Here is a 22,284-nt window from a genome sequence, read left to right as displayed (position 1 = left end):
AGCTTGCAGACACGGCGCAGTCGCGCAGACTTACTTGCGGGCGCGCCAGTAGCGCACGTACTCGGTGACACCGGTCCGCACGTCGCGCATCGGCGCCTGGAACCCCGCCGCGCGCAGGCGCGTGACGTCGGCCTGCGTGTAGCTCTGGTAGCGCCCTTTCAGGTCGTCCGGGAACGGGATATAGCGGATCAGATCCAGTTCGACCAGCTGCGCCAGCGTCAGCTCGGCTTCGCCGCGCTCCGCGCGCAAGGCATTGACCACGCCGGCCGCCACGTCGTTGAAGGGCTGCGCGCGGCCCGTGCCGCAGTTGAAGATGCCCGACTGCTCGGGGTGATCCAGGAAGTGCAGGTTGACGGCAACCACGTCCTCGACGGAGATGAAGTCGCGACTCTGGCCACCGTCCACGTAGCCGTCCCAGCCCGCGAACAGGCGCACGTGCCCGTGCTCCAGGAACTGGTTCATGTTGTGGAACGCCACCGAGGCCATGCGGCCCTTGTGCTGTTCGTGCGGGCCATAGACGTTGAAGTAGCGCAGGCCCACGACCTGTGCGGTCAGGCTGTCCATGCGCTGGCGCAGGACCTGGTCGAACAGCAGCTTGGAATAGCCGTAGACGTTGAGCGGGCCTTCGTTGGCGGGATCTTCCACGTAGATCGAGGAACCGCCATAGACCGCCGCCGACGAGGCGTACAGGAACGGAATGCGGCGCTCCTGGCAGAACTCGAACAGCTCCAGCGTGACGCGGTAGTTGTTGTCCAGCATGTAGCGGCCGTTGCGCTCGGTCGTGTCCGAGCACGCGCCCTGGTGCAGCACGGCCCGCACTTCGCGCAAGCTGCCGTCGAGGACGCGGCGGCGGAAGTCGTCCTTGTCCATGTAGTCCGCGATCTGGCAATCGACCAGGTTGACGAACTTGTCGCCTTCGGTCAGGTCATCGACCGCGATGATGTCCTTGATGCCGCGGCGGTTGAGCCCCCGCACCAGGTTGCTGCCTATGAAGCCGGCGGCGCCGGTAACGACGATCATGAGAGTTCTCCTGCCAATTCCGCGGCGGTGACGATGGACGTGCCGAGCTTGCCCACGGCGATGCCGCCGGCCTTGTTGGCCCAGCCCATCGCGTCGACCCAGGGCAGATCGATGGCGCGCGACACGGCCAGCGTCGCCAGCACGGTATCGCCCGCGCCGGACACGTCGAACACTTCGTGCGCCTGGGCATCGATGTGGTCGCGCCCGCCGTCGGTAAACAAAGTCATGCCCTGCTCGGAACGCGTCACAAGCAAGGCTTCCAGATCCAGGTCGGCGCGCAGGCGCTGCGCGCGATCGGTAAGTTCAGCCTCGGAACTCCAGCGGCCCACGGCCTCCTGCATTTCCGAGCGATTGGGGGTGACCAGGGTGGCGCCGCGATAACGGGTGTAGTCGTGGCCCTTGGGGTCCACCAATACCGGCACCCCGGCGCTGCGGGCCAGGGCGATCAGCGATTCGACCCGCGTCAGCACGCCCTTGGCATAGTCGGACAGCACGACGATGTCGTGGTTGGCCAGATGGCGGGCAAATGCAGCATCGACGCAGTCCAGCGCGGCCTGCGCCGGATGCTGCTCGAAATCCACGCGCAAGAGCTGCTGCTGGCGGCCCAGTACACGCATCTTCAAGGTGGTGTGCAAGGACGTATCGGCGACCAAGTCGGCCTGTATGCCGGCCTCGGCGGATAGGCGGCGGACGCTGTCGCCGGCCTCGTCTTCGCCCAGCACGCCGACCAATGTCACGTGGCCGCCCAGGGCCGCCACGTTGCGCGCGACGTTGGCCGCGCCGCCCAGCCGGTCTTCGCGGCGCGCGACGCGCACCACGGGCACCGGCGCTTCCGGCGAAATGCGTTCGACTTCACCGAACCAGTACCGGTCCAGCATCACATCGCCCACCACTAGGACGCGGCTATGCGAAATGGCTTCGGCGGGAAATGCATTCATTCAAGTTCTTCCAAGCGGCGCGGCGCATAGGTTTCCCAGGCGTTGCAGCCGGGACATTGCCAGTAAAAGCGACGCGCCTGAAAACCGCAACTGCGGCATGCGTAGCGGTCCAGCCGCTGCGTATGCTTGTGGATCAGGCTGCGCAACAGCGTCAGGTCGGCGCCCGGCACCGGCGCTTGCTCGGCGCCGCCTTCCGGATTGGCCAGCTCGGCTTCCAGCAGGCGGTCCAGGCCCAGCAGCGACGGATGGCTGCGCAAGGCATTGCGGGCAAATGCCCATGACGGCGCAGAGCCCTGCTGGGCGCGCAGTTCGCGGAACAGCACGTTGAACAGGTCCAGCGACGCGTGGCGCGCATACTGCTTCTGCAGCACGTCGAGCCCGGCCGCTTCCTGATTGGCGGCGCGGTAGTTCGCCAGGACCTGCTCGGCCACCAGGCCGGCGTACTCGGGAGCGTCGGTCATGACCGACTCCAGGTAAAGGCGTTCGCGCTTCGGGTCCTGTTCGATCAGCGCCAGGCGGGCGCGCAGCATCGCGGTGCGCACCATGGCGCCCTTGCTCGCACCGGGATCGATGGTCGACAGGGCATGGTCGGCGGCATCCAGCGCCTTGTGGGCCGCTTCGACGTCGGCGGGCTTGGCCGACAGCGCGGTCTGCGCCTGTTCGCAGTAATAGTGCACGAGCTGCGGCACCGGCTCGTCGACCAGGCCCTGCAGCGTCTTCACGGCCTCGATGGCGCGCGGCCAGTCGTGCTCGGATTCGTAGATGCGGATCAGCGAACGCAGCGCGGGCAAGGCGTAGCGGGTGTCCTTGAGCTGCTCGAAGCCGCTTTCGGCGCGGTCCAGCATGCCCGCCTTGAGGAAGTCCTGCGCCAGCTCGTGCTGCGCGTGCTCGCGTTCGGCGGCGGGCAGGTCGGAACGGTTCAGCAGGCTTTGGTGCACGCGGATGGCGCGCTCCATTTCACCCCGGCGGCGGAACAGGCTGCCCAGCGCAAAGTGCAGCTCGGTGGTTTCCGGGTCCAGCTTGGCCACTTCGACAAAGGCGTCGATGGCGCGGTCCGGCTCTTCATTGAGCAGGAAATTCAGCCCGCGGAAATAGGAGTCGGGCAGGCTGCGGGTTTCCCGCAGCATTTGCCGGATATCGAAGCGCGCGGCCAGCCAACCCAGCGCGAACAATACCGGCACGAAAATCAACCACCAAGGTTCAAAATCCACTATGCGGGCTCTTGCGGTAATTCAGTGCGGAAAGGGATACAGGGCCGGCGCGTTACAGCGGCGACATCGGGGCCACGGCCTCCGGCGGCACGGCAGGCGTGGTGCCGGCGACGGCGGCCTGGACGCGGTCCAGTTCGCGGCGCAGGCGCATGGCTTCGCGGCGGCGGCGCATGGCGGCGGGCACGGTCAGCAACAGGCCGAACAAGGCGCCCAACACGAACACGACCAGCATCACGACGATGAGGGGGACGTCCTGCACCACGTAATCGGCGTAGAACTTCACGGCGACCGGATCCGTGTTTTTCAACGCGAACATCAATACTGCAACAAACACGAGCAATCGCAGGGCCCAGACTAGGTAGCGCATGGCGCATGCTCCAAAGAATTCAAGACTATCAATTGTAAGCGACGGATCCCGCCTGGCGCCAAAAAACAAAGCCCCTTGATTGCTCAAGGGGCCAGGTTCTCGGTCCGATCCGCCCGAAGGCGGCCTTACTGCCGTGCCGTCAATGCATGGCGTGCAGACTCACCATCGACGGCATCGGTTCACTCGATCCAGAGGATTGAGCGTCCTCGTCATTGCCGCCGGCCAAGTCCACCCGCTCGCGCAGTTCCTTGCCCGCCTTGAAGTGCGGCACCTGTTTACCAGGCACCAGCACCTGCTCGCCGGATTTCGGATTGCGACCGATGCGGGGAGACCGCTGCGACAGCGAGAAGCTGCCAAAACCGCGGATCTCGATGCGCTGACCCGAGGCCAGGGCCTGGGTCATTGCGTCGAGCACGGTCTTGACCGCGTAATCGGTGTCGCGGGCGGCCAGCTGAGGATAGCGGGCCGCCAAGGCGGCGATCAGCTCCGACTTGGTCACGAATTAACCGTCGTTGCGCTGTTGGTCCAGCTTGGCCTTCAGCAGCGCGCCGAGGTTGGTGGTGCCGGACGAAGCGCTGGCGTCGGACATGCGCTGGATCGTTTCGGCGGTTTCGGCGTTGTCGCGGGCCTTGATCGACAGCTGGATCGAACGCGTCTTGCGGTCGATGTTGACGATCATGGCTTCGATGTTCTCGCCGGCGTTCAGAACGGTGGTGGCATCTTCGACGCGGCCCGAGGAGATCTCGGAAGCGCGCAGGTAGCCTTCAACGTCCACGGACAGCGTGACAACAGCGCCCTTGGCTTCGACCGACTTGATGGTGCCCGGAACAACGGCGCCCTTGTCGAAGGTGGCAACGAAGTTGTTGAAGGGGTCGCCTTCCAGCTGCTTGATGCCCAGCGAGATGCGTTCCTTGTCGGTATCGATGCCCAGAACCACGGCTTCGATCTCGTCGCCCTTCTTGAAGTTGCGCACGGCTTCTTCGCCGGTTTCCGTCCACGACAGGTCGGACAGGTGAACCAGGCCATCGATGCCGCCGGGCAGGCCGACGAACACGCCGAAGTCGGTGATCGACTTGATGGCGCCGCGGACCTTGTCACCACGCTTGAAGTTGGTGGCGAACTCTTCCCACGGGTTCTGGCGGCACTGCTTCATGCCCAGCGAGATGCGACGACGGTCTTCGTCGATTTCCAGGACCATGACTTCGACTTCTTCGCCCAGGGTCACGACCTTGCGCGGATCGACGTTCTTGTTGGTCCAGTCCATTTCGGAGACGTGCACCAGGCCTTCGATGCCGGCTTCGACTTCAACGAACGCACCGTAGTCGGTCAGGTTGGTAACCTTGCCGAACAGGCGGGTGCCTTGCGGGTAGCGGCGAGCCAGGCCCACCCACGGGTCTTCGCCCAGCTGCTTGACGCCCAGGGAGACGCGGCTCTTTTCCTGGTCGAACTTGAGCACCTTGGCTTCGACTTCCTGACCCACTTGCAGGACTTCGGAGGGGTGACGCACACGGCGCCAGGCCATGTCGGTGATGTGCAGCAGGCCGTCGATGCCGCCCAGGTCCACGAACGCGCCGTAGTCGGTGATGTTCTTGACCACGCCCTTGACCACAGCACCTTCGTGCAGGGTTTCGAGCAGCTTCTGGCGCTCTTCGCCCATGCTGGCTTCCAGCACCTGGCGACGCGACAGCACGACGTTGTTGCGCTTGCGGTCGAGCTTGATGACCTTGAATTCGAGGGTCTTGCCTTCGTACGGGGTGGTGTCCTTGACCGGACGCAGATCCACCAGCGAACCCGGCAGGAACGCGCGGATGCCGTTGGTCATGACGGTCAGGCCGCCCTTCACCTTGCCGGTGATGGTGCCGGTGACCAGCTCGCCGTTTTCCAGGGCCTTTTCCAGTTGCAGCCAGGCCGACAGGCGCTTGGCGCGGTCACGCGACAGGATGGTGTCGCCGTAGCCGTTTTCCAGGGAATCGATGGCCACCGAGACGAAATCGCCGGGTTGCACTTCGAGCTCGCCCTGGTCGTTCAGGAACTCTTCCAGGGGGATCAGCGCTTCGGACTTCAGGCCGGCGTTGACGACGACGAAGTTGTGGTCGACGCGGACGACTTCGGCGCTGATGACCTCGCCGGACTTCATGTCCTGGCTCTTGAGGCTCTGTGCGAAAAGGTCGGCGAAGCTTTCGCCGCCGGTGGCGACGGTAGTGGAAACGGAAGACATGGGGTTGAAATCCATTGGGCCGAAATGGCCGTTAAAAACACACCGCAGCGGATTGCCCGCCACAGTGGAGTCAAAATGCCTGTTTGCCGGTTCGCCCTTGCGGGGTGGCCCGTGGGGGTTGCACCTGGCTTGAACAGGGCCGATAAAAAAAACAGAAAACTGCGGAGGATTCGCGGGGAAAGTCCGGGACCGATAACTCAATCCGCGGCGGCGTTCTTCCAGAAATCCAGTATTGCCTGCACCGTTTCCGCAATCGTCAAATCAGACGAATCCAGCACGTGTGCATCCGCTGCGGGAGCCAGGGGAGCCGTAGTTCGCCCCATATCGCGGGCGTCCCGCTCGCGCATATCCCGTAGAAGGTCATCAAGATTAGCAGAAATTCCCTTTTCGATCAACTGCTTACAGCGCCTCTGCGCCCGCGCGACCACATCGGCCACCAGGAACACCTTCAGGGGCGCATCGGGAAACACCACCGTGCCCATGTCGCGACCGTCCGCAACCAGGCCCGGAGCCACCTGGAAGGCGCGCTGGCGCTCGAGCAGCGCCTTGCGCACGCCCGGAAAGGCAGCCACGCGCGAAGCGAAATTGCCGACTTCCTCGCGGCGGATCTCGTGGCCGACGTCCACGCCTTCGAGGTAGACATGAGGGCCCTCGAAACGCACGTCCAGGGTCTCAGCCACGCGCGCCACGCCGGGCTCGTCCTCGGCCGACAAGCCGCGGTTCAACGCCGCCAGCGCGGTCAGGCGATAGAGCGCGCCGCTGTCGAGCACGGCCCAGCCCAACGCCTTGGCGACGCGGTGGGCCACCGTGCCCTTGCCGGACGCGGTGGGGCCGTCGATGGTGATGACGGGGACGGAAGAGGAAGTTGCAGAGGAAATCGAAGTCATGGGCAATTCTGCGCTAGGCCGCTACCAGGCCCGCGTAAACATCAAAGTAACCCGGGAAGGTCTTGCTGACGCAACCCGGGTCGAGGATACGGACGGCCGCCGGCCCGAAAGCCGCCAGCGAGAAGCACATGGCCATGCGGTGGTCGTCCCAGGTGCCGATGTGCGCGTCGCGCCAGGCGTCCTGCGCCGGCGGCGTCACGCGCAGCCAATCCGGCCCCGATTCCACCTGCGCGCCCAGCTTTTCCAGCTCGGTCTGCATGGCGTGGATGCGGTCGGTTTCCTTGACGCGCCAGCTGCCGATGTTGCGCAGGCGGCACGGGCCATCGGCGTACAACGCCAGCGCCGCCGCGGTCATGGCTGCGTCCGGGATCAGGTTGAAATCGGTGTCGAAGGCCTTCAGGCGTTCGCCCTGGGCGACGCGCGCGCCCGATACTTCGATCCAGTCCGGACCGTAGGTCACGGTGGCGCCCATGGCGGCCAGCGTGGCGGCAAAGGCGACGTCGCCCTGGATGCTGTCCGCGCCCACGCCGGTCACGCGCAGCGGCCCGCCGCCGATCGCGCCCAGCGCCAGGAAGTATGAAGCCGTGGAGGCGTCGCCTTCCACGGCGATCCGCCCGGGGCTGCGATAGGCCGCCCCGCCGTCGATGACGAAACGGCTCCAGCCGTCGCGCCGCACCTGCACGCCGAAGCGCGCCATCAGGTTCAGCGTGATCTCGATGTAGGGCTTGGAGATGAGCTCGCCCAGCACTTCGATCGTGACCGGCTTGCCGCTGCGGCCGGCCTGCAGCGGCGCGGCCATCAGCAAGGCCGTAAGGAACTGGCTGGACACCGAACCCTGCACGCGCGTGACCGCGTCGGCCGCGATGTCGCCGCGGCCGATGTGCAGGGGCGGATAGCCGGGCTGACCCAGGTAATCGATGCTGGCGCCCAGGCCCTTGAGCGCGTCGACCAGGTCGCCGATGGGCCGCTCGTGCATGCGCGGCACGCCTGACAGGCGGTAGTCGCCGCCCATCAGCGCCAGCGCCGCAGTCAGCGGCCGGATCGCGGTGCCGGCGTTGCCCATGAACAGGTCGGCGCTTTCCACGGGAAAGCGGCGCACGCCCTGCACCGTGACGCTGCCCGCTTCCAGTTCGGACACCTGCACGCCCAGCTGGCGCAAGGCCCCCAGCATGACGCGGGTGTCGTCGGAATCCAGCAGGCCGGTGATGACCGTGCTGCCTTCGGCAATGGCCGACAGCAGCAGCACGCGGTTGGAAATGCTCTTGGAACCCGGCAGGGCAATCACGCCCCGCGCTTGCCGCACGCGCGGCAGGTCGAGATAAGGCAAAGCGCCCATGTCAGCTACTCCTTGCGCCAGTTGCGGCGGGCGCGGGCCGCCGTGTCCAGCAGCGTCAGCAAAGCCGCGCCATCGCCGTCGGCAATGGCGCGTTCGGCACGATCCAGCACCGCGCGCACGTCGGCCAGTTCGGCCAGCATCGCGTCGCGGTTGGACAGAAAAATGTCGCGCCACATCTCGGGCGAACCCGCGGCGATGCGCGTGAAGTCGCGAAAGCCGCTGCCCGCCAGAGCCAGGCGCGTGGCGGCGTCGGCGGCCTCGGCCACCTGTTCCATGTACACCGCCGACAGCAGATGCGGCAAGTGGCTGACCGAAGCGAGCACGCGGTCATGGGCGTCGGTGTCCATGTCGATCACGTCCGCCCCGCAAGCGCGCCATGCCTGGCGCACCAGATCCAGCGAGGCCGCGCCGTTCTCGGCCAGCGGCGTCAGTATGACGGTGCGCTTGCGGTACAGGTCGGCATCCGCCGCCTCCGGCCCGGTACGCTCGGCGCCGGCGATGGGATGGCCAGGCACGAACTGCGCAATCCGGTCGCCCAGGGCGACGCGTGCGGCCTCGACCACTTCAGCCTTGGTACTGCCCCCATCCGTCAGCACGGTATCGGAACGCAGATGCGCGCGCATGCGCGACAGCACGTCGCCCAGCCCGCCCACTGGCGTCGCCAGCAGGATCAGATCGGCGCGCGCCGCGGCATCCTCTGCGGACGCTGCTTCGTCGATCAGCCCCAACTCAACTGCGCGGGCCAGCGATTGCGCATTGCGCCCCACCCCCAGCACCCGGCCCACCTGCCCCGCCCGGCGCAAGGCCGCGGCGAAGGACCCGCCAATCAGGCCCACGCCCACGACGGCCAATACAGGAATCAGGGGGCCAGCGGCCCCCTGATCGGATTTCGGTGACGCGTCGTTCATGCGGACAAGATGGCGGTCAGGGCTTCGATGAACCGCTCGTTTTCCTGCGGCAGTCCGATGGACACCCGCAGCCACTCCGGCAAGCCGTCGCCGGCCACCGGACGCACGATCACGCCGCGCTTGAGCAGCTCCAGGTTGATGCGCGGGGCGTCGCCCACATGCACCAGCACGAAGTTGCCGTAGCTGGGCACGTAGCGCAGTTTCAGGTTTTCGAACGCGGCGCACAGCTGCGCCTTGCCCGCCTTGTTGGAAGCATAGGCCTCTTCCAGGTAGGCGGCATCGCGCAAGGCGGCGATGGCGGCGGCTTGCGCCAGCGTATTGACGTTGAAGGGCTGGCGCACGCGGTTCAGCAAGTCCGTCAGCACGGGCTGCGCCACCGCGAAGCCCACGCGCAGGCCCGCCAGGCCGTAGGCCTTGGAGAACGTGCGCGACACGATCAGGTTGGGATAGCGGCGCACCAGCGCGGTACTGTCGAAGCGGAACTCGGGATCGAGGTACTCGTTATAGGCCTCGTCCAGCACCACCGTCACGCGGTCGCCGTGGGCGGCGTGCACGCGCTCCAGGAAGGCCGCGATCTGGTCGCCCGGCACGAAGGTGCCGGTCGGGTTGTTCGGGTTGGCGATGAACAACAGCCGCGTATCGTCGGCGATGGCATCGAACATCGCATCCAGGTCGTGGCCGTATTCCTTGGCCGGCACCACGATGTGGCGCGCGCCGCGCGCCTGGGTGGCCAGACGGTAGACCGCGAACGAATGCTGCGCGTACACCGCCGACACGCCCGGCTCCAGCAGCGCCAGCGCCGCGATTTCCAGGATGTCGTTGGAGCCGTTGCCGAGCGTGACCCAGCTCATCGGCACGCCATAGCGTTCGGCCAGCGCCGCCTTCAGGTCGAAGCCGTTGGGATCGGGATAGCGCGCCAGCGACTCGGCGGCGGCCAGCATGGCCTCGCGCGCCGACTTGGGCATGCCCAACGGGTTTTCATTGGACGCCAGCTTGACGATGCCGGCGGGATCCAGCCCGAATTCGCGGGCCAGTTCTTCGATGGGCTTGCCGGCCTGGTAAGGCGCGATGGCGCTGACGTGCGCGGGAGCAACAAGGGGCTTGGATGCGGTGGTCATGTCGGAGAGGCTCACGGCGCCGGGTAGGAACCCAGCACTTTCAGGTAGGCAACCTGCGCCTGCAAGGCGGCAAGGGCGCGTTCGACGTTCGGGTCATTGCGGTGACCCTGGACGTCCACATAGAAATAGTATTCCCACTGGCCGGTGCGCGCCGGCCGCGACTCGAAGCGCGTCATGGATACGCCGTTGGCGGCCAGCGGCGCCAGCATTTCGTAGACGGCGCCGGCGCGGTTCGGCACCGCCAGGATCAGGCTGGTCTTGTCCTTGCCGCTGACCAGCGGCTCGATGTTGCCGATCGCCAGGAAGCGCGTGCGGTTGTGCGGATCGTCCTGGATGCCCGCGGCCACGATCTGCAGGTTCCAGGCGGGCGCCGCCACTTCGCCGGCGATGGCCGCGATGCTCGGGTCGCCCGCAGCCGCGCGCGCGGCCTCGGAATTGCTGGACGCGGCCACGCGCGCCACGTCCGGATAGTTGCGCGTCAGCCAGCCCTGGCACTGGGCCAGCGCCTGAGGATGCGCGGAAATCGTCTTGATGCCGTCCATGCTGCCGGACTGCGACATCAGGCAATGGCGAATGACCAGTGAACGCTCGCCCAGGATCTTCAGCGGCGTGTTCAGCAGCAGGTCCAGGCTGCGGTTGACCGCGCCTTCGGTGGAGTTCTCGACCGGAACCATGCCGACGTCGGCCTGCCCCGCCTCGACGGCGCGGAAGACCTCGTCAAAGGACGCACACGGCAACTTCTGCACGGCGTGGCCGAAATGCTCCTGCGCGGCCTGTTCCGAGAACGAGCCCTGCGGGCCCAGGAAAGCGACCGTCATGCCGCGCTCCAGGCCGCGGCAGGCCGAGATGATTTCAGTCCAAACCGCGGCCACGCCTGCGTTCGGGAACGGGCCGGGATTGGTCTGCTGCAGGCGGCGGATGACATCGGCTTCGCGCTCAGGACGCAGCACGGGACCATCGGCATTCGCGGCGTGCTTGGCCTCGCCCACTTCCAGCGCGGCGCTCGCGCGCTGCGTCAGGAGGTCGAGGATCTGGGCGTCCAGCGCGTCGATGCGCTGACGCAGGGGGAGCAGCTTGCGCTGCAGATCGTCATCCATAGCGACGCTCGAATTCCTTGAGGTACTCGACCAGCGCGGCGACCCCGGCCAGGGGCACCGCGTTGTAGATGGAGGCGCGCATGCCGCCCACGCTCTTGTGGCCCTTGAGCTGCGTCAGGCCGGCCGCGTCGGCGCCTTGCAGGAAGGCGTCGTTCAGCGATTCGTCGCGCAGCACGAACGGCACGTTCATGCGCGAGCGCACGGGTGCGTGGATGGGATTGCGGTAGAAGCTGGTGCTGTCCAGGTAGCCGTACAGCAGATCGGCCTTGGCCTTGTTCGCGGCTTCCATGCCGGCCACGCCGCCATTGGCCTTGACCCACTTGAACACCAGGCCGGCGACGTAGATGGCGAAGGTGGGCGGGGTGTTGTAGCGCGAATGCTCCGCTGCCACGTTGGCGTAGTCGAACGCGGACGGGCAGATCGGCAAGGCATGGCCGATCAGGTCGCGGCGCGCGATGACCATCGTCACCCCCGCCGGGCCGGCGTTCTTCTGCGCGCCGGCATACATCATGCCGCAGCGCGTCACGTCCATCGGACGCGACAGGAAATGCGAGGACGCGTCGACGACCAGCGGCACGTCGGGCGCGCCCAGCGCGGCGGTGTCGGGCCAGTCCATGAACTCGACGCCGCCGATGGTTTCATTGCTGCACAGGTGCAGATAGGCCGAATCCTGGCGCACCTGCCAGGTATCGACCGGCGGCACCCAGGTCAGCGGCGCCTGCTCGCGGCCATCCAGCTGGATGGCCTGCTCGCTGCTTGCCGCCACATGGGTGCTGCCGTAGCGGCCGGCTTCCTTGTACGAACGCTTGGACCAGTGGCCCGTCACGACGAAGTCGGCCGCCGGCGTGCCGCGGCGTCCCATGAGGTTCATGGGAACGATGGCGTTTTCCCCGGAACCGCCGCCTTGCATGAACATGACGGCGTAATCCGCCGGCAGTCCGAGCAGGTCGCGCAGATCGGACTCTGCTTCATCGCAGATCTGCACGAAATGCTTGCCGCGATGGCTCATTTCCATCACGGACATGCCGCTGCCGTGCCAGTCCAGCATTTCCGCAGCGGCTTGCTGCAGCACCACCTCGGGCAAGGCCGAGGGGCCTGCCGAGAAGTTCCAGGGGCGGGCCATTATTGCTCCGTAGGTTCCGTCGAATCCGTCGAGTCCGCAGCGCCGTTGTCGTCGCCGCCATCCGCGTCCTGGCCGTCTTCGCCCAGGTCGCCGTCATCGTCCGCATCGCTTTCCACGACACGGCGCACGCCGGACAGCGAGCTGCCGTCGTCGACGTTGATGAGCGTGACGCCTTGCGTGGCGCGGCCCATTTCGCGGATTTCCGAGACGCGGGTGCGCACCAGCACGCCGCCGGTCGTGATCAGCATGATCTCGTCCGAAGGCATGACCAGCACGGCGCCCACGACCTTGCCGTTGCGCGAGCTGGTCTGGATGGCGATCATGCCCTTGGTGCCGCGGCCGTGGCGCGTGTACTCGGTGATCGGCGTGCGCTTGCCATAGCCGTTTTCGGTGGCGGTCAGCACGCTTTGCGTTTCGTCGCCAGCCACGAGCAGCGCGATGACGGTCTGGGTGTCTTCCAGCATCATGCCGCGCACGCCGCGGGCGTTGCGGCCCATCGGACGCACGTCGTTTTCATCGAAGCGCACGGCCTTGCCCGAGTCCGAGAACAGCATGACGTCATGCTTGCCATCGGTCAGGTCGGCGCCGATCAGGTAGTCGCCGTCGTCCAGGTCCACGGCGATGATGCCGGCCTTGCGCGGGTTGGAGAAGTCGGACAGCGGGGTCTTCTTGACCGTGCCGCGCGAGGTCGCCATGAAGACGTAATGGTCTTCGCTGAATTCCTTGACCGGCAGCACCACGGTGATCTTCTCGCCTTCGGCCAACGGGAACATGTTGACGATGGGCTTGCCGCGCGAGTTGCGCGTGCCTTGCGGCACTTCCCAGACCTTCAGCCAGTACACGCGGCCGCGGTTGGAGAAGCACAGCAGGAAGTCGTGCGTGTTGGCGATGAACAACTGGTCGATCCAGTCGTTTTCCTTCATGGCCGTGGCCTGCTTGCCGCGTCCGCCGCGCTTTTGCGAGCGGTACTCGGACAAGGGCTGGCTCTTGATGTAGCCGCCGTGCGACAGGGTCACGACCATGTCGGTCGGGGTGATCAGGTCTTCGGTGTCGAGCTCGGTCGCGTTCAGTTCGATTTCCGAACGGCGCGTATCCTTCACGCCAGTCGAGAATTCCGCCTTGATGGCCTGCAGCTCGTCGGAGATGATCGTGGTGATGCGCTCGGGGCGCGCCAGGATATCCAGCAGGTCGGCGATGGTGGACATGATGTCCTTGTATTCGCCGACGATCTTGTCCTGCTCCAGCCCGGTCAGGCGTTGCAGGCGCATGTTCAGGATTTCCTGGGCCTGCGTGTCGCTCAGGCGGTACATGCCGTCGCCCTGGAGGCCGAACTCGGTGCCCAGGTCGTCCGGACGGAAGGCCGCGCGGCCTCCCGGCGTGTCGCCATCGGCGCGCGACAGCATTTCGCGCACCAGCGACGAGTCCCACGACTTCGCCATCAGTTCCTGGCGCGCGACCGGAGGGGTCGGCGCCGCCTTGATGATGGCGATGAAATCGTCGATGTTGGCGAGCGCGACGGCCAGGCCTTCCAGCACGTGGCCGCGTTCGCGGGCCTTGCGCAGCTGGAACACCGTGCGGCGCGTGACCACTTCGCGGCGATGCTGCAGGAAGTAGTCGATCATCTGCTTCAGGTTGAGCAGGCGCGGCTGGCCGTCGACCAGCGCCACCAGGTTCATCCCGAAGGTATCTTGCAGTTGCGTGTTCTTATAGAGGTTGTTCAGGACAACCTCGGGAACCTCGCCGCGCTTGAGTTCGATGACCAGGCGCATCCCGTCCTTGTCGGACTCGTCGCGGATGTCGGAGATGCCTTCGATCTTCTTGTCGTTGACGAGCTCGGCGATGCGTTCCTGCAGCGTCTTCTTGTTGACCTGGTAAGGGATCGCATCGACCACGATGGCCTGGCGGTTACCCTTCTCCATGTCCTCGAAGTGGGTCTTGGCGCGCATGATGACGCGGCCGCGACCGGTGCGGTAGCCTTCGCGCACGCCGGACATGCCGTAGATGATGCCGCCAGTGGGGAAATCGGGGGCCGGGATGAGCTCCATGAGCTCATCGACCGAGCAGCCCGGATTGCGCAGGCAGTACAGGCAGCCGTCGACCACTTCCTGGAGGTTGTGGGGCGGAATGTTGGTCGCCATGCCTACCGCGATGCCCGAGCTGCCGTTGACCAGCAGGTTGGGCAGGCGCGACGGCAACAGCAGCGGTTCTTGTTCGCTGCCGTCGTAATTGGGGCCAAAGTCCACCGTTTCCTGGTCGATGTCGGCCAGCAGTTCGTGGGCGATCTTGGCCAGGCGGATTTCGGTGTAACGCATCGCCGCGGCGTTGTCGCCGTCGATCGAGCCGAAGTTGCCCTGGCCGTCGACCAGCATGTAGCGCATGGAGAAGTCCTGCGCCATGCGGACGATGGTGTCATAGACGGACTGGTCGCCGTGGGGGTGGTATTTACCGATGACGTCCCCGACGATACGCGCCGACTTCTTGTAGGCGCGGTTCCAGTCGTTGTTCAGTTCGTGCATCGCGTAGAGCACGCGCCGGTGGACGGGCTTGAGGCCGTCCCGCACATCCGGTAGCGCCCGCCCGACGATCACGCTCATCGCGTAATCGAGGTAACTGCGGCGCATCTCTTCTTCCAGCGATACCGGAAGCGTCTCCTTGGCAAAGGAATCCATATATATAACGACAGAATCGTGTAAGGAGGAACCCGGGCCGGGTAAACAGGAAATTCTATCATCCGATTCCCGTAGAGGTCAGAAGGCGCTCCCCAAGAAGCCCCTCGGCGGGCCGGACCGGCAGATATGGGGCGGCGACCGACCCGCGCCTCGACCCGCGTCCTGCGGGCCTGTTGTCAAAAACCAACATGGAAAACGGAAGGAGCGCCGAAAACGTCATATCCAGCGCCAATGCGCCTCTCCAGGGAAGCCAAAGGCCCCCAAATGCCTTAAGATTGTTTCCAGCACGCAGGAAACCCAGTAGCTATTCCTTTGAACCAGCTCTTGGCGTTGCTATACTGGCCCCGTTTTCCTGATATGCGGCGGGGGTTCGCTGCGAGTCACTTATCCAGCTTCAAGCTCAACGAGGAGAAACATGAACAAACCCTCCAAATTCGCTCTGGCGCTCGCCTTCGCCGCCGTCACGGCCTCTGGTGTAGCTTCCGCGCAAACCGTGGACAACTGGCGCAACCCGTTCGGTGACGTTTGGAAGAACGGCACGAACGAACTGTGCTGGCGCGATGCATTCTGGACCCCGGCCACCGGTATCCCCGGTTGCGACGGCGTGCCGGTTGCACAACAGAAGGCGAAGCCGGCCCCGATGGCGGCCAAGGTCGTGTTCAATGCTGACACGTTCTTCGACTTCGACAAGTCGACGCTGAAGCCCGAAGGCCGTCAGCTGCTGGACCAAGTCGCCCAGCAAGCTCGCGGTATCGATCTCGAAACCATCATTGCTGTGGGCCACACCGACTCGATCGGTACCGAAGCCTACAACCAGAAGCTGTCCGAGCGCCGCGCCGCTTCGGTCAAGACCTACCTGGTCAGCAAGGGTATCGACCCGAACCGTATCTACACGGAAGGCAAGGGTGAGCTGAACCCGATCGCTTCCAACAAGACGAAGGAAGGCCGCGCCCAAAACCGTCGCGTTGAAATCGAAATCGTGGGTAGCCGCAAGTAATTGCTGGACTAGCTACAATAAGGGGGCCTCGCATAGCGAGGCCCTTTTTTTCGCCGGCCACGCACCAAAGCGGTGCAACGCCGCGCCCTTCCCTCGCCTAGCGCGACGGACCCCCTCTATATATATAGAGTCGCCTTACGCTGGACCTGCCCATGACCACGCAAACGCACGACACCGCCCGCCCCGCCATCAACGCCGACCAGGCTGAAATCGACAAGTTCGGCGCCCTGGCCAGCCGCTGGTGGGATCCCGAAAGCGAGTTCAAGCCCCTGCACGCCATCAATCCGTTGCGGCTGGAATGGATCCAGGAATGCGCGGGCAGCCTGGCGGGCAAGAAGGTCCTGGACGTGGGCTGCGGCGGCGGCATCCTGTCCGAAGCCATGGCGCGCGGCGGCGCCGAGGTCACCGGCATCGACCTGGCGGACAAATCCCTGAAGGTGGCCCGCCTGCATGGCCTGGAATCGGGCGTGAAGGTGGAATACCGCAAGGTTCCCGTGGAGGAACTCGCGGCGGAACAACCGGGTCAGTACGATGTGGTGACCTGCATGGAAATGCTGGAGCACGTGCCGGATCCCGCTTCCATCGTGCGCGCCTGCTCGACCCTGGTGAAACCGGGGGGCTGGGTGTTCTTCTCGACGCTGAACCGCAATCCCAAGTCCTTCCTGTTCGCCATCGTCGGCGCGGAATATGTCCTGCGCCTGCTGCCGCGCGGCACGCACAGCTATGACCAGTTCATCAAGCCCAGCGAGCTGTCGGCAGCGGCGCGCGGCGCCAACCTGGAACCGGTCAGCATGCGCGGCATGGAATACAACCCGATCACCCAGATCTACACCCTGTCGTCCGATACCTCGGTCAATTACCTGATGGCTACCCGCAAATGAGCGCCCTGATCCTGTTCGACTTCGACGGCACGCTGGCCGACACCGCCCCCGACCTGGCCGCCGCGGCCAACCGCCAGCGCACCCGCAAGGGCCTGGAACCGATGCCCTACGAGGCCCTGCGCCCGGTCGCGTCCCAAGGCGCGCGCGGCCTGCTGCGCGTGGCGCTGGACCTCAAACCCGGCGACGCCGACTACGAGCCCACCCGCCTGCAGTTCCTGGAAGACTATGCCGCCGGCTCCACGGTCCACAGCAAGCTGTTTCCCGGCATCGAGGCGCTGCTGGCGGACATCCGCGGCCGCGGGCTGTCCTGGGGCATCGTGACCAACAAGGTCACCTACCTGACCCTGCCCATCGTCGAATACTTGGACCTGACGCGTGACAGCGCGGTCCTGGTCTGCGGCGACACCACGGCGCACGCCAAGCCGCACCCGCTGCCGCTACAGCACGCGGCGCGCGAAGCCGGCTTCGCCGTAGACCGTTGCGTCTATGTCGGCGACGACCTGCGCGACATCCAGGCCGCGCACGCGGCAGGCATGCCCGCGGTGGCGGCCGCTTACGGCTACGTCGGCGAAGACGACAACATCACGACCTGGGAAGCGGAAACCTGCGCCAACTCCCCCGCGGAACTCTGGTCCGCCATCCAGCCGCTGCTGCCCAGCGACCTGCGCTGATCCAGCTTGGCCGGGCCGCCGCGCGGCCCGTATCCCACCTAGCGCTTGTTCGCGAAAATTAGTTGAATTTGCCGAACAATCTTTCCGGAATCAGGGTCTTTATCCTGAAACCAAAGCCACTTAAAGTATCGCTTATGCAAGGCATGCGGGTGCTTCCCGATTGCCTTTTCCGGCTGATGCCGGAGGTCGCGGACACCGCCGTCCGCCACTAATCCCCCGCAACGGCGCCCTTCGGCCCCGTTGCTCTGCCCGGCGCTCAGGCCGGAGCACACCTGACCTTTTTAGACCACCCACAACGCCGCCCGCGCGCCGCCCTGCCGCGTCGCGCCAGAGGAATGCCTATGCTATTGCCCATCCTGTTACTTTCCGCCGCCGGCTTCACCATCCTGACGACAGAGTTCCTGATCATCGGGCTGCTGCCCGGCCTGGCCCGCGACCTGAACGTCACCGTATCCCAGGCCGGCCTGCTGGTGTCGCTGTTCGCCTTCACGGTGGCGGCGACCGGCCCTCTGCTCACGGCGCTCATGGCCAACATCGAGCGCAAGCGGCTGTTCATCGGCGTGCTGGTGCTGTTTGGCCTGTCCAACGCCCTGGCAGCCGTCGCGCCCAACATCTGGGTCATGGCCGTGGCGCGTCTGGTCCCTGCACTGGCCCTGCCGGTGTTCTGGTCGCTGGCCAGCGCCACGGCCGTGGAGCTGGTTGGTCCCGCCCGTGCCGGGCGCGCCATCTCCATGGTCGCCTTCGGCATCGTCGCGGCCACGGTGTTCGGCATCCCCATCGGCGTGCTGATCTCGGACGCCTTCGGCTGGCGCGCCGCCTTTGGCGTGCTGTCGGCGGTGGCGTTCGCCAAGGCCCTGCTCTTGCTGTTCGCCTTCCCCAGCACCCGCATCCGCGCCGACAGCGTCAAGCTCATCACCCAGCTGCGCATCCTGCGCAACCCGATCGTGGTCGGCCACGTGCTGCTGTCGCTGCTGGTGTTCACCGGCATGTTCACGGCCTATACCTATCTGGCGGACATGCTGGAGCGGCTGGCGGGCTTCAACGGCCAGATCGTGGGCTGGACCATGATGGCATTCGGCGCCGTCGGCCTGATCGGCAACACCCTGGGCGGCCGCATGGTAGACCGCAGCCCACTGGGCGCGACCGCCTTGTTCTCGGCGCTGATGGCGGCGGGACTGGCCGTGATCGCCCCCGTGATGCAATCGCACGGCCTGCTGGCCGTGGCGCTGGGCGTCTGGGGCATTGCGCAAGCCGCGCTCTTCATCGTCTGCCACGTGCGGCTGATGAAATCCGCGCCCGAAGCGCCGGCATTTGCCGCGTCCCTGAATATCTCGGGCGCCAACACCGGCATCGGCCTGGGCGCCGTGGTCGGCGGGTACGTCATCGACAACTACGGGTTGGCCTCGCTGGGCTGGGCCGCGGCCGCGATCGTCGGCGTCTCCGTGATCCTGGCCTTCGTGCTGATGGCGGCTTCGCGCCCGCGCCGGGAGCCCAAGGCGGTCTGCGCCAACGCGGTCTGACGCCCGCCTGTATCGTCTGCGCCACGCCCGGGCAAGGCGGCGCAGACGACGCAGCAAGCTATGGCGTTTACCAGTACAATAGATCCTCTTGGGGCCGATCCGGATTCGACGTGGGTCGCGAAACAACTCAGGGCATGCCGAGCACCAGTACGCTCGTTAAACCACTGGAACACTACAAACGCCAACGACGAGCGTTTCGCTCTCGCCGCTTAAGCGGTGAGCCGCTGCACTGATCTGTCCTTGGGTCAGGCGGAGGAAGGCAACTTCCTAGGGGGGCAACCCTCGAACCGCAGCAGCGACATTCACAAGGAATCGGTTTGAACTGGGGTCACACGGTTCAAATTTAAATTACGTGAATCGCTTTGGTCCGGCCTGTCGGTTGGCTAAGTCCAAAGTTAAAACCAAATAAATCGACTACGCATGTAGAACTGGTTGCGGAGGGCTTGCGGACGGGGGTTCAATTCCCCCCGGCTCCACCAAATACCGCTGAAAAGCCGGTCTGATCTTGAATCAGACCGGCTTTTTTTTGCCTGCGACAAACGCACCTCGGCACCCCGCTGTGCTCAAGCCTCCAGCCTGAACTGCGGCAAGGTGATCTCGTCCGACACCCGCTCGAAGCACACCCGCACCCGGCTTCCCATCCGGACCGCCTCGGGCGGACTGTCGACGATGTTGGCCATCATGCGCACGCCTTCATCCAGGTCGATCATGGCGACGACATATGGCACTTTTTCGCTCAGGGCCGCGTTGCTCGGGCGCCGGTTGATGGTGTAGGTATAGACGGTTCCCTGGCCTGCGGACTCGATCCATTCGATGTTGTCGGACAGGCAGGCCGTGCAGAATTCGCGCGGATAGAACTGGCGCGTCTTGCAGCAGCCGCATTGCTGGACGACCAGGCGGTTTTGCTTCGCCGCATCCCAGTAGGGCTGGGTGATCCGGGTCGGTTGCGGCAGCGGGCGTTGGGCGAGTTCCATGGTCAGACTCCGAGTATCAGGGTGGTGTTGCAGGAAAAGACCAGGCCGGGCGCATGCACCAGGGCCAGTTCGGCGCGGGGCAGCTGGCGCTCGCCGCATTCCTTGCGCAATTGGTGCACGGCCTCGAGCAGCAGCAGCATGCCGAACTGGCCGGGGTGGTTGTAGGACAGGCCGCCGCCCGAGGTATTGATGGGGAAGTCGCCCCCCGGAGCCAGGCGTCCGTCCGCCACGAAGGCCCCGCCCTCCCCGCGCTTGCAGAAGCCCAGTTCTTCCAGCGACTGGATCACGCCGATGGTGAAGTGGTCGTAGATCTGCACCACGTCGATGTCGGCGCGCGTGACGCCGGCCATGGCGAGCGCGGCGTCGGCCGTCTGCGCCACATTGGTGTCCAGCCAGTCCGCCGTGTTGAAGGGCGTGTAGTGGTGCGAGAAGGATTCGGCGATGCCCATCACGTAGACCGGCGGCCGCTTGAGTTCGCGGGCGCGCGCCGCGGACGTGATGATGACGGCGCCGCCGGCGTCGGTCACCAGGCAGCAGTCGCGCTGGCGCAGGGGATCGGCAATCATCTTGGACGCCATGACTTCCTCGATCGAGGTGTCCTCGCGGCGGTAGGCCTTGGGGTTGAGCTGCGCCCACTTGCGCGCCGCCACCGCTACTTCGGCCAGGTCCTTGTGGGTGGTGCCGTAGCGCTGCATGTGCAGCTGCGCCACCATCGCGTAGTAGCCGATGGGGCTCAGCTGCCCATACGGCGTGATGAACTGCCCGCGCGGCAGGCGCATGTCCTCGGGCGTGCCGCCCACCTTGCGCGTGCCGTCCGACAGCTGGGTGCTGCCGTAGGCCACCAGCGCCACCTCGCACATGCCGGCCTCGATGGCGGCCATGGCGTGGCGGATGTGCATGACGCTGGACATGCCGCCCACGCTGGTCGAATCCACGTAGCGCGGCCGTATGCCCAGGTATTCCGCAAGGTGCAGGCCGGCGAACTTGTCGTCCACGTGCGCGAACACGCCGTCGACGTCCTTGAGCGTCAGCCCGGCATCGCGCAAGGCGCGGGCCGCTGCCTGCGCCTGCAGGTCCAGCGAGGTCATCCCGGGCACTTTCCCCAGGTCCGATTCGGCGGCGCCGACGATGGCGACCGATTTAGAAAGATGCTTGCTCATGTAGGGATCTGTTCCTGTCGAAGTCGAAGAGAAGGTTCAAAGCGTCCGGGCGATCAGCTCGCGCATGACCTCCGAGGCGCCGCCGTAAATACGGTTGGGCCGCACGTCGGTGTAGGCGCGGGCGATGGGGTATTCGCGCATATAGCCGTAGCCGCCGTGGAACTGCAGCAGGTCATCGATGGCGCTGGTGGCCTCGGAAGCCCACAGCTTGGCCATGGCCGCGCCGCCTGCATCGAGCTCGCCATCCAGGTATTGCTGCACGCAGCCGTCGACGAAGGCGCGGGTGGCGGCGGCCAGGGTCTTGATGTCGGCCAGCTTGAAGCGGATGTGCTGGTTGTCGATCAAGGCTTTGTCGAAGGCGCGCCTTTCCTTGGTGTAGTCGACGGTCCATTGCAGCGCGCTCTCCAGCGCCATGGCGCAGCGCACCGCGATCATCAGGCGCTCGCGCACCAGCTCCTTCATCAGATAGCCGAAGCCCTGCCCCGGCTCGCCCAGCATGTCCTCGTCCGGCACGAACATGTCCTGGAAAAAGAGTTCGGCCGTGTCCTGCGCCTTCTGCCCGACCTTGTCCAGCAGGCGTCCGCGCGTGAATCCGGGCGTCGCGGTATCGACCCAGAACAGGCTGATGCCGCGCGCGCCAGCGGCGGGATCGGTCTTGGCGACCACCAGCACGCGGTCGGCATGGAAGCCGTTGGTGATGAAGGTCTTCTGGCCGTTGATGACGTAGCCGCCTTGGGCACGGACCGCCGCGGTGCGTATCGCCTTGACGTCGCTGCCGGCGCCCGGCTCGGTCATGGCGATGGACGCCACGATGTCGCCCTGGGCCATGCCGGGCAGGTCGCGCAGCTTCTGCCGTTCGGTGCCGAAGTTCAGCAGGTAGGGCGCGACGATATCGGAATGGGTGGTGAAGCCCGTGACGCCGGTGGCCAGCGCGCGGGCGATCTCTTCCACCACGATGATGGTGTGCAGGAAGTCGCCGCCGCCCCCGCCGTATTCCTCGGGCGTGCTGGGCAGCAGGATGCCGGCCGCGCCGGCCTTGCGCCACAGCTCGCGCGGCACCAGGCCTTCCTGTTCCCATTGGTAGTGATGGGGCGTGATCTCTTGCGCAATGAAGCGCGCCACGGTGTCGCGGAACAGTTCGTGCTCCGCCGAGAAAAGCTTGCGCTGCCGGTTCATGCTGTCTCCTGGT

At 65.7% G+C, this 22,284-nt stretch carries 20 protein-coding genes and 1 other RNA gene; 5 read left to right on the top strand and 16 right to left on the bottom strand.

The annotated features are described in order from the left end of the window. Positions 1-30 precede the first annotated feature (30 nt). The 13 genes from rfaD to gyrA form a co-directional block, all read right to left on the bottom strand. Positions 31-1,020, bottom strand: coding sequence for an ADP-glyceromanno-heptose 6-epimerase (gene rfaD, locus BRO63_RS07915; RefSeq protein ID WP_054450903.1), 990 nt, complete (start codon positions 1,018-1,020; stop codon positions 31-33). Next, positions 1,017-1,958: a D-glycero-beta-D-manno-heptose-7-phosphate kinase gene (gene rfaE1, locus BRO63_RS07910; protein WP_088139181.1), complete on the bottom strand. Its 942-nt coding sequence runs from the start codon at positions 1,956-1,958 to the stop codon at positions 1,017-1,019. The genes rfaD and rfaE1 overlap by 4 nt, the downstream gene beginning before the upstream one ends. Next, positions 1,955-3,169, bottom strand: coding sequence for a lipopolysaccharide assembly protein LapB (lapB, locus tag BRO63_RS07905; RefSeq protein WP_088139180.1), 1,215 nt, complete (start codon positions 3,167-3,169; stop codon positions 1,955-1,957). Before lapB ends, rfaE1 begins: the two co-directional genes overlap by 4 nt. A gap of 52 nt (positions 3,170-3,221) precedes the next feature. Beyond that, a complete protein-coding gene (locus BRO63_RS07900) occupies positions 3,222-3,536 on the bottom strand; it encodes a LapA family protein (RefSeq protein ID WP_013392395.1) in 315 nt (104 codons plus the stop codon). Between the two features lie 139 nt (positions 3,537-3,675). Next, positions 3,676-4,035 carry an integration host factor subunit beta gene (locus BRO63_RS07895; protein WP_013392394.1) on the bottom strand — a complete coding sequence of 120 codons (360 nt, stop codon included), beginning with the start codon at positions 4,033-4,035 and terminating at the stop codon, positions 3,676-3,678. Between the two features lie 3 nt (positions 4,036-4,038). After that, positions 4,039-5,754 (bottom strand): 30S ribosomal protein S1, encoded by a 1,716-nt coding sequence (rpsA, locus tag BRO63_RS07890; protein ID WP_041655272.1) that lies wholly within the window; start codon positions 5,752-5,754, stop codon positions 4,039-4,041. A gap of 197 nt (positions 5,755-5,951) precedes the next feature. Beyond that, positions 5,952-6,641 carry a (d)CMP kinase gene (gene cmk, locus BRO63_RS07885; protein WP_088139179.1) on the bottom strand — a complete coding sequence of 230 codons (690 nt, stop codon included), beginning with the start codon at positions 6,639-6,641 and terminating at the stop codon, positions 5,952-5,954. 13 nt (positions 6,642-6,654) lie between these two features. Next, on the bottom strand, positions 6,655-7,977 hold the full coding sequence (gene aroA, locus BRO63_RS07880; RefSeq protein WP_088139178.1) for a 3-phosphoshikimate 1-carboxyvinyltransferase: 1,323 nt from the start codon (positions 7,975-7,977) through the stop codon (positions 6,655-6,657). Positions 7,978-7,982: 5 nt separating this feature from the next. Then, positions 7,983-8,885 (bottom strand): prephenate dehydrogenase, encoded by a 903-nt coding sequence (locus BRO63_RS07875; protein ID WP_088139177.1) that lies wholly within the window; start codon positions 8,883-8,885, stop codon positions 7,983-7,985. Further along, positions 8,882-10,003, bottom strand: a complete 1,122-nt coding sequence (gene hisC, locus BRO63_RS07870) for a histidinol-phosphate transaminase (protein WP_088139204.1) — start codon at positions 10,001-10,003, stop codon at positions 8,882-8,884. The genes BRO63_RS07875 and hisC overlap by 4 nt, the downstream gene beginning before the upstream one ends. Positions 10,004-10,014: 11 nt before the next feature. Continuing rightward, positions 10,015-11,100, bottom strand: a complete 1,086-nt coding sequence (gene pheA / locus BRO63_RS07865; protein ID WP_088139176.1) for a prephenate dehydratase — start codon at positions 11,098-11,100, stop codon at positions 10,015-10,017. Then, positions 11,093-12,223 (bottom strand): 3-phosphoserine/phosphohydroxythreonine transaminase, encoded by a 1,131-nt coding sequence (gene serC / locus BRO63_RS07860; RefSeq protein WP_165867895.1) that lies wholly within the window; start codon positions 12,221-12,223, stop codon positions 11,093-11,095. Before serC ends, pheA begins: the two co-directional genes overlap by 8 nt. Then, positions 12,223-14,892, bottom strand: coding sequence for a DNA gyrase subunit A (gene gyrA, locus BRO63_RS07855; RefSeq protein WP_088139174.1), 2,670 nt, complete (start codon positions 14,890-14,892; stop codon positions 12,223-12,225). Before gyrA ends, serC begins: the two co-directional genes overlap by 1 nt. A 415-nt stretch (positions 14,893-15,307) precedes the next feature. Between gyrA and ompA the strand changes: the two genes are divergently transcribed. The 5 genes from ompA (at position 15,308) to ssrA (ending at position 19,440) form a co-directional block, all read left to right on the top strand. Then, complete coding sequence (gene ompA / locus BRO63_RS07850) at positions 15,308-15,889, top strand: outer membrane protein OmpA (RefSeq protein WP_013392385.1); 582 nt, start codon at positions 15,308-15,310, stop codon at positions 15,887-15,889. Positions 15,890-16,041: 152 nt separating this feature from the next. Further along, entirely contained in the window at positions 16,042-16,770 is a 729-nt protein-coding gene (gene ubiG, locus BRO63_RS07845; protein WP_088139173.1) for a bifunctional 2-polyprenyl-6-hydroxyphenol methylase/3-demethylubiquinol 3-O-methyltransferase UbiG, read from the top strand. Further along, entirely contained in the window at positions 16,767-17,441 is a 675-nt protein-coding gene (locus BRO63_RS07840; RefSeq protein WP_088139172.1) for an HAD-IA family hydrolase, read from the top strand. The genes ubiG and BRO63_RS07840 overlap by 4 nt, the downstream gene beginning before the upstream one ends. Before the next feature lie 341 nt (positions 17,442-17,782). Beyond that, positions 17,783-18,961: an MFS transporter gene (locus tag BRO63_RS07835; protein WP_088139171.1), complete on the top strand. Its 1,179-nt coding sequence runs from the start codon at positions 17,783-17,785 to the stop codon at positions 18,959-18,961. A 90-nt stretch (positions 18,962-19,051) separates the two neighbouring features. Then, positions 19,052-19,440, top strand: a transfer-messenger RNA (tmRNA) gene (gene ssrA / locus BRO63_RS07830). Between the two features lie 84 nt (positions 19,441-19,524). Here ssrA and BRO63_RS07825 read toward each other — a convergent pair. Genes BRO63_RS07825 through BRO63_RS07815 form a run of 3 tightly spaced genes read right to left on the bottom strand, consistent with a single transcriptional unit; the run spans position 19,525 to position 22,271 of the window. Then, positions 19,525-19,935 carry a Zn-ribbon domain-containing OB-fold protein gene (locus tag BRO63_RS07825; RefSeq protein ID WP_088139170.1) on the bottom strand — a complete coding sequence of 137 codons (411 nt, stop codon included), beginning with the start codon at positions 19,933-19,935 and terminating at the stop codon, positions 19,525-19,527. Between the two features lie 2 nt (positions 19,936-19,937). After that, entirely contained in the window at positions 19,938-21,095 is a 1,158-nt protein-coding gene (locus BRO63_RS07820) for an acetyl-CoA acetyltransferase (protein WP_088139169.1), read from the bottom strand. Between the two features lie 36 nt (positions 21,096-21,131). Beyond that, positions 21,132-22,271, bottom strand: coding sequence for an acyl-CoA dehydrogenase family protein (locus BRO63_RS07815; protein WP_088139168.1), 1,140 nt, complete (start codon positions 22,269-22,271; stop codon positions 21,132-21,134). Positions 22,272-22,284 lie beyond the last annotated feature (13 nt).

The sequence above is a fragment of the Achromobacter xylosoxidans genome (assembly GCF_002192695.1).
Lineage (GTDB): Bacteria > Pseudomonadota > Gammaproteobacteria > Burkholderiales > Burkholderiaceae_B > Achromobacter > Achromobacter xylosoxidans_C.
The sequence above is the reverse complement of the archived record's forward strand: the minus strand, read 5'-3'. Positions and strand labels throughout refer to the sequence as shown.

Bases quoted from the DNA above. Each gene is read 5' to 3' on its own strand.
- rfaD (WP_054450903.1), bottom strand. From the start codon at position 1,020: ATGATCGTCGTTACCGGCGCCGCCGGCTTCATAGGCAGCAACCTGGTG.
- rfaE1 (WP_088139181.1), bottom strand. From the start codon at position 1,958: ATGAATGCATTTCCCGCCGAAGCCATTTCGCATAGCCGCGTCCTAGTG.
- BRO63_RS07900 (WP_013392395.1), bottom strand. From the start codon at position 3,536: ATGCGCTACCTAGTCTGGGCCCTGCGATTGCTCGTGTTTGTTGCAGTA.
- rpsA (WP_041655272.1), bottom strand. From the start codon at position 5,754: ATGTCTTCCGTTTCCACTACCGTCGCCACCGGCGGCGAAAGCTTCGCC.
- cmk (WP_088139179.1), bottom strand. From the start codon at position 6,641: ATGACTTCGATTTCCTCTGCAACTTCCTCTTCCGTCCCCGTCATCACC.
- aroA (WP_088139178.1), bottom strand. From the start codon at position 7,977: ATGGGCGCTTTGCCTTATCTCGACCTGCCGCGCGTGCGGCAAGCGCGG.
- BRO63_RS07875 (WP_088139177.1), bottom strand. From the start codon at position 8,885: ATGAACGACGCGTCACCGAAATCCGATCAGGGGGCCGCTGGCCCCCTG.
- hisC (WP_088139204.1), bottom strand. From the start codon at position 10,003: ATGACCACCGCATCCAAGCCCCTTGTTGCTCCCGCGCACGTCAGCGCC.
- pheA (WP_088139176.1), bottom strand. From the start codon at position 11,100: ATGGATGACGATCTGCAGCGCAAGCTGCTCCCCCTGCGTCAGCGCATC.
- serC (WP_165867895.1), bottom strand. From the start codon at position 12,223: ATGGCCCGCCCCTGGAACTTCTCGGCAGGCCCCTCGGCCTTGCCCGAG.
- gyrA (WP_088139174.1), bottom strand. From the start codon at position 14,892: ATGGATTCCTTTGCCAAGGAGACGCTTCCGGTATCGCTGGAAGAAGAG.
- ompA (WP_013392385.1), top strand. From the start codon at position 15,308: ATGAACAAACCCTCCAAATTCGCTCTGGCGCTCGCCTTCGCCGCCGTC.
- ubiG (WP_088139173.1), top strand. From the start codon at position 16,042: ATGACCACGCAAACGCACGACACCGCCCGCCCCGCCATCAACGCCGAC.
- BRO63_RS07840 (WP_088139172.1), top strand. From the start codon at position 16,767: ATGAGCGCCCTGATCCTGTTCGACTTCGACGGCACGCTGGCCGACACC.
- BRO63_RS07835 (WP_088139171.1), top strand. From the start codon at position 17,783: ATGCTATTGCCCATCCTGTTACTTTCCGCCGCCGGCTTCACCATCCTG.
- BRO63_RS07825 (WP_088139170.1), bottom strand. From the start codon at position 19,935: ATGGAACTCGCCCAACGCCCGCTGCCGCAACCGACCCGGATCACCCAG.
- BRO63_RS07820 (WP_088139169.1), bottom strand. From the start codon at position 21,095: ATGAGCAAGCATCTTTCTAAATCGGTCGCCATCGTCGGCGCCGCCGAA.
- BRO63_RS07815 (WP_088139168.1), bottom strand. From the start codon at position 22,271: ATGAACCGGCAGCGCAAGCTTTTCTCGGCGGAGCACGAACTGTTCCGC.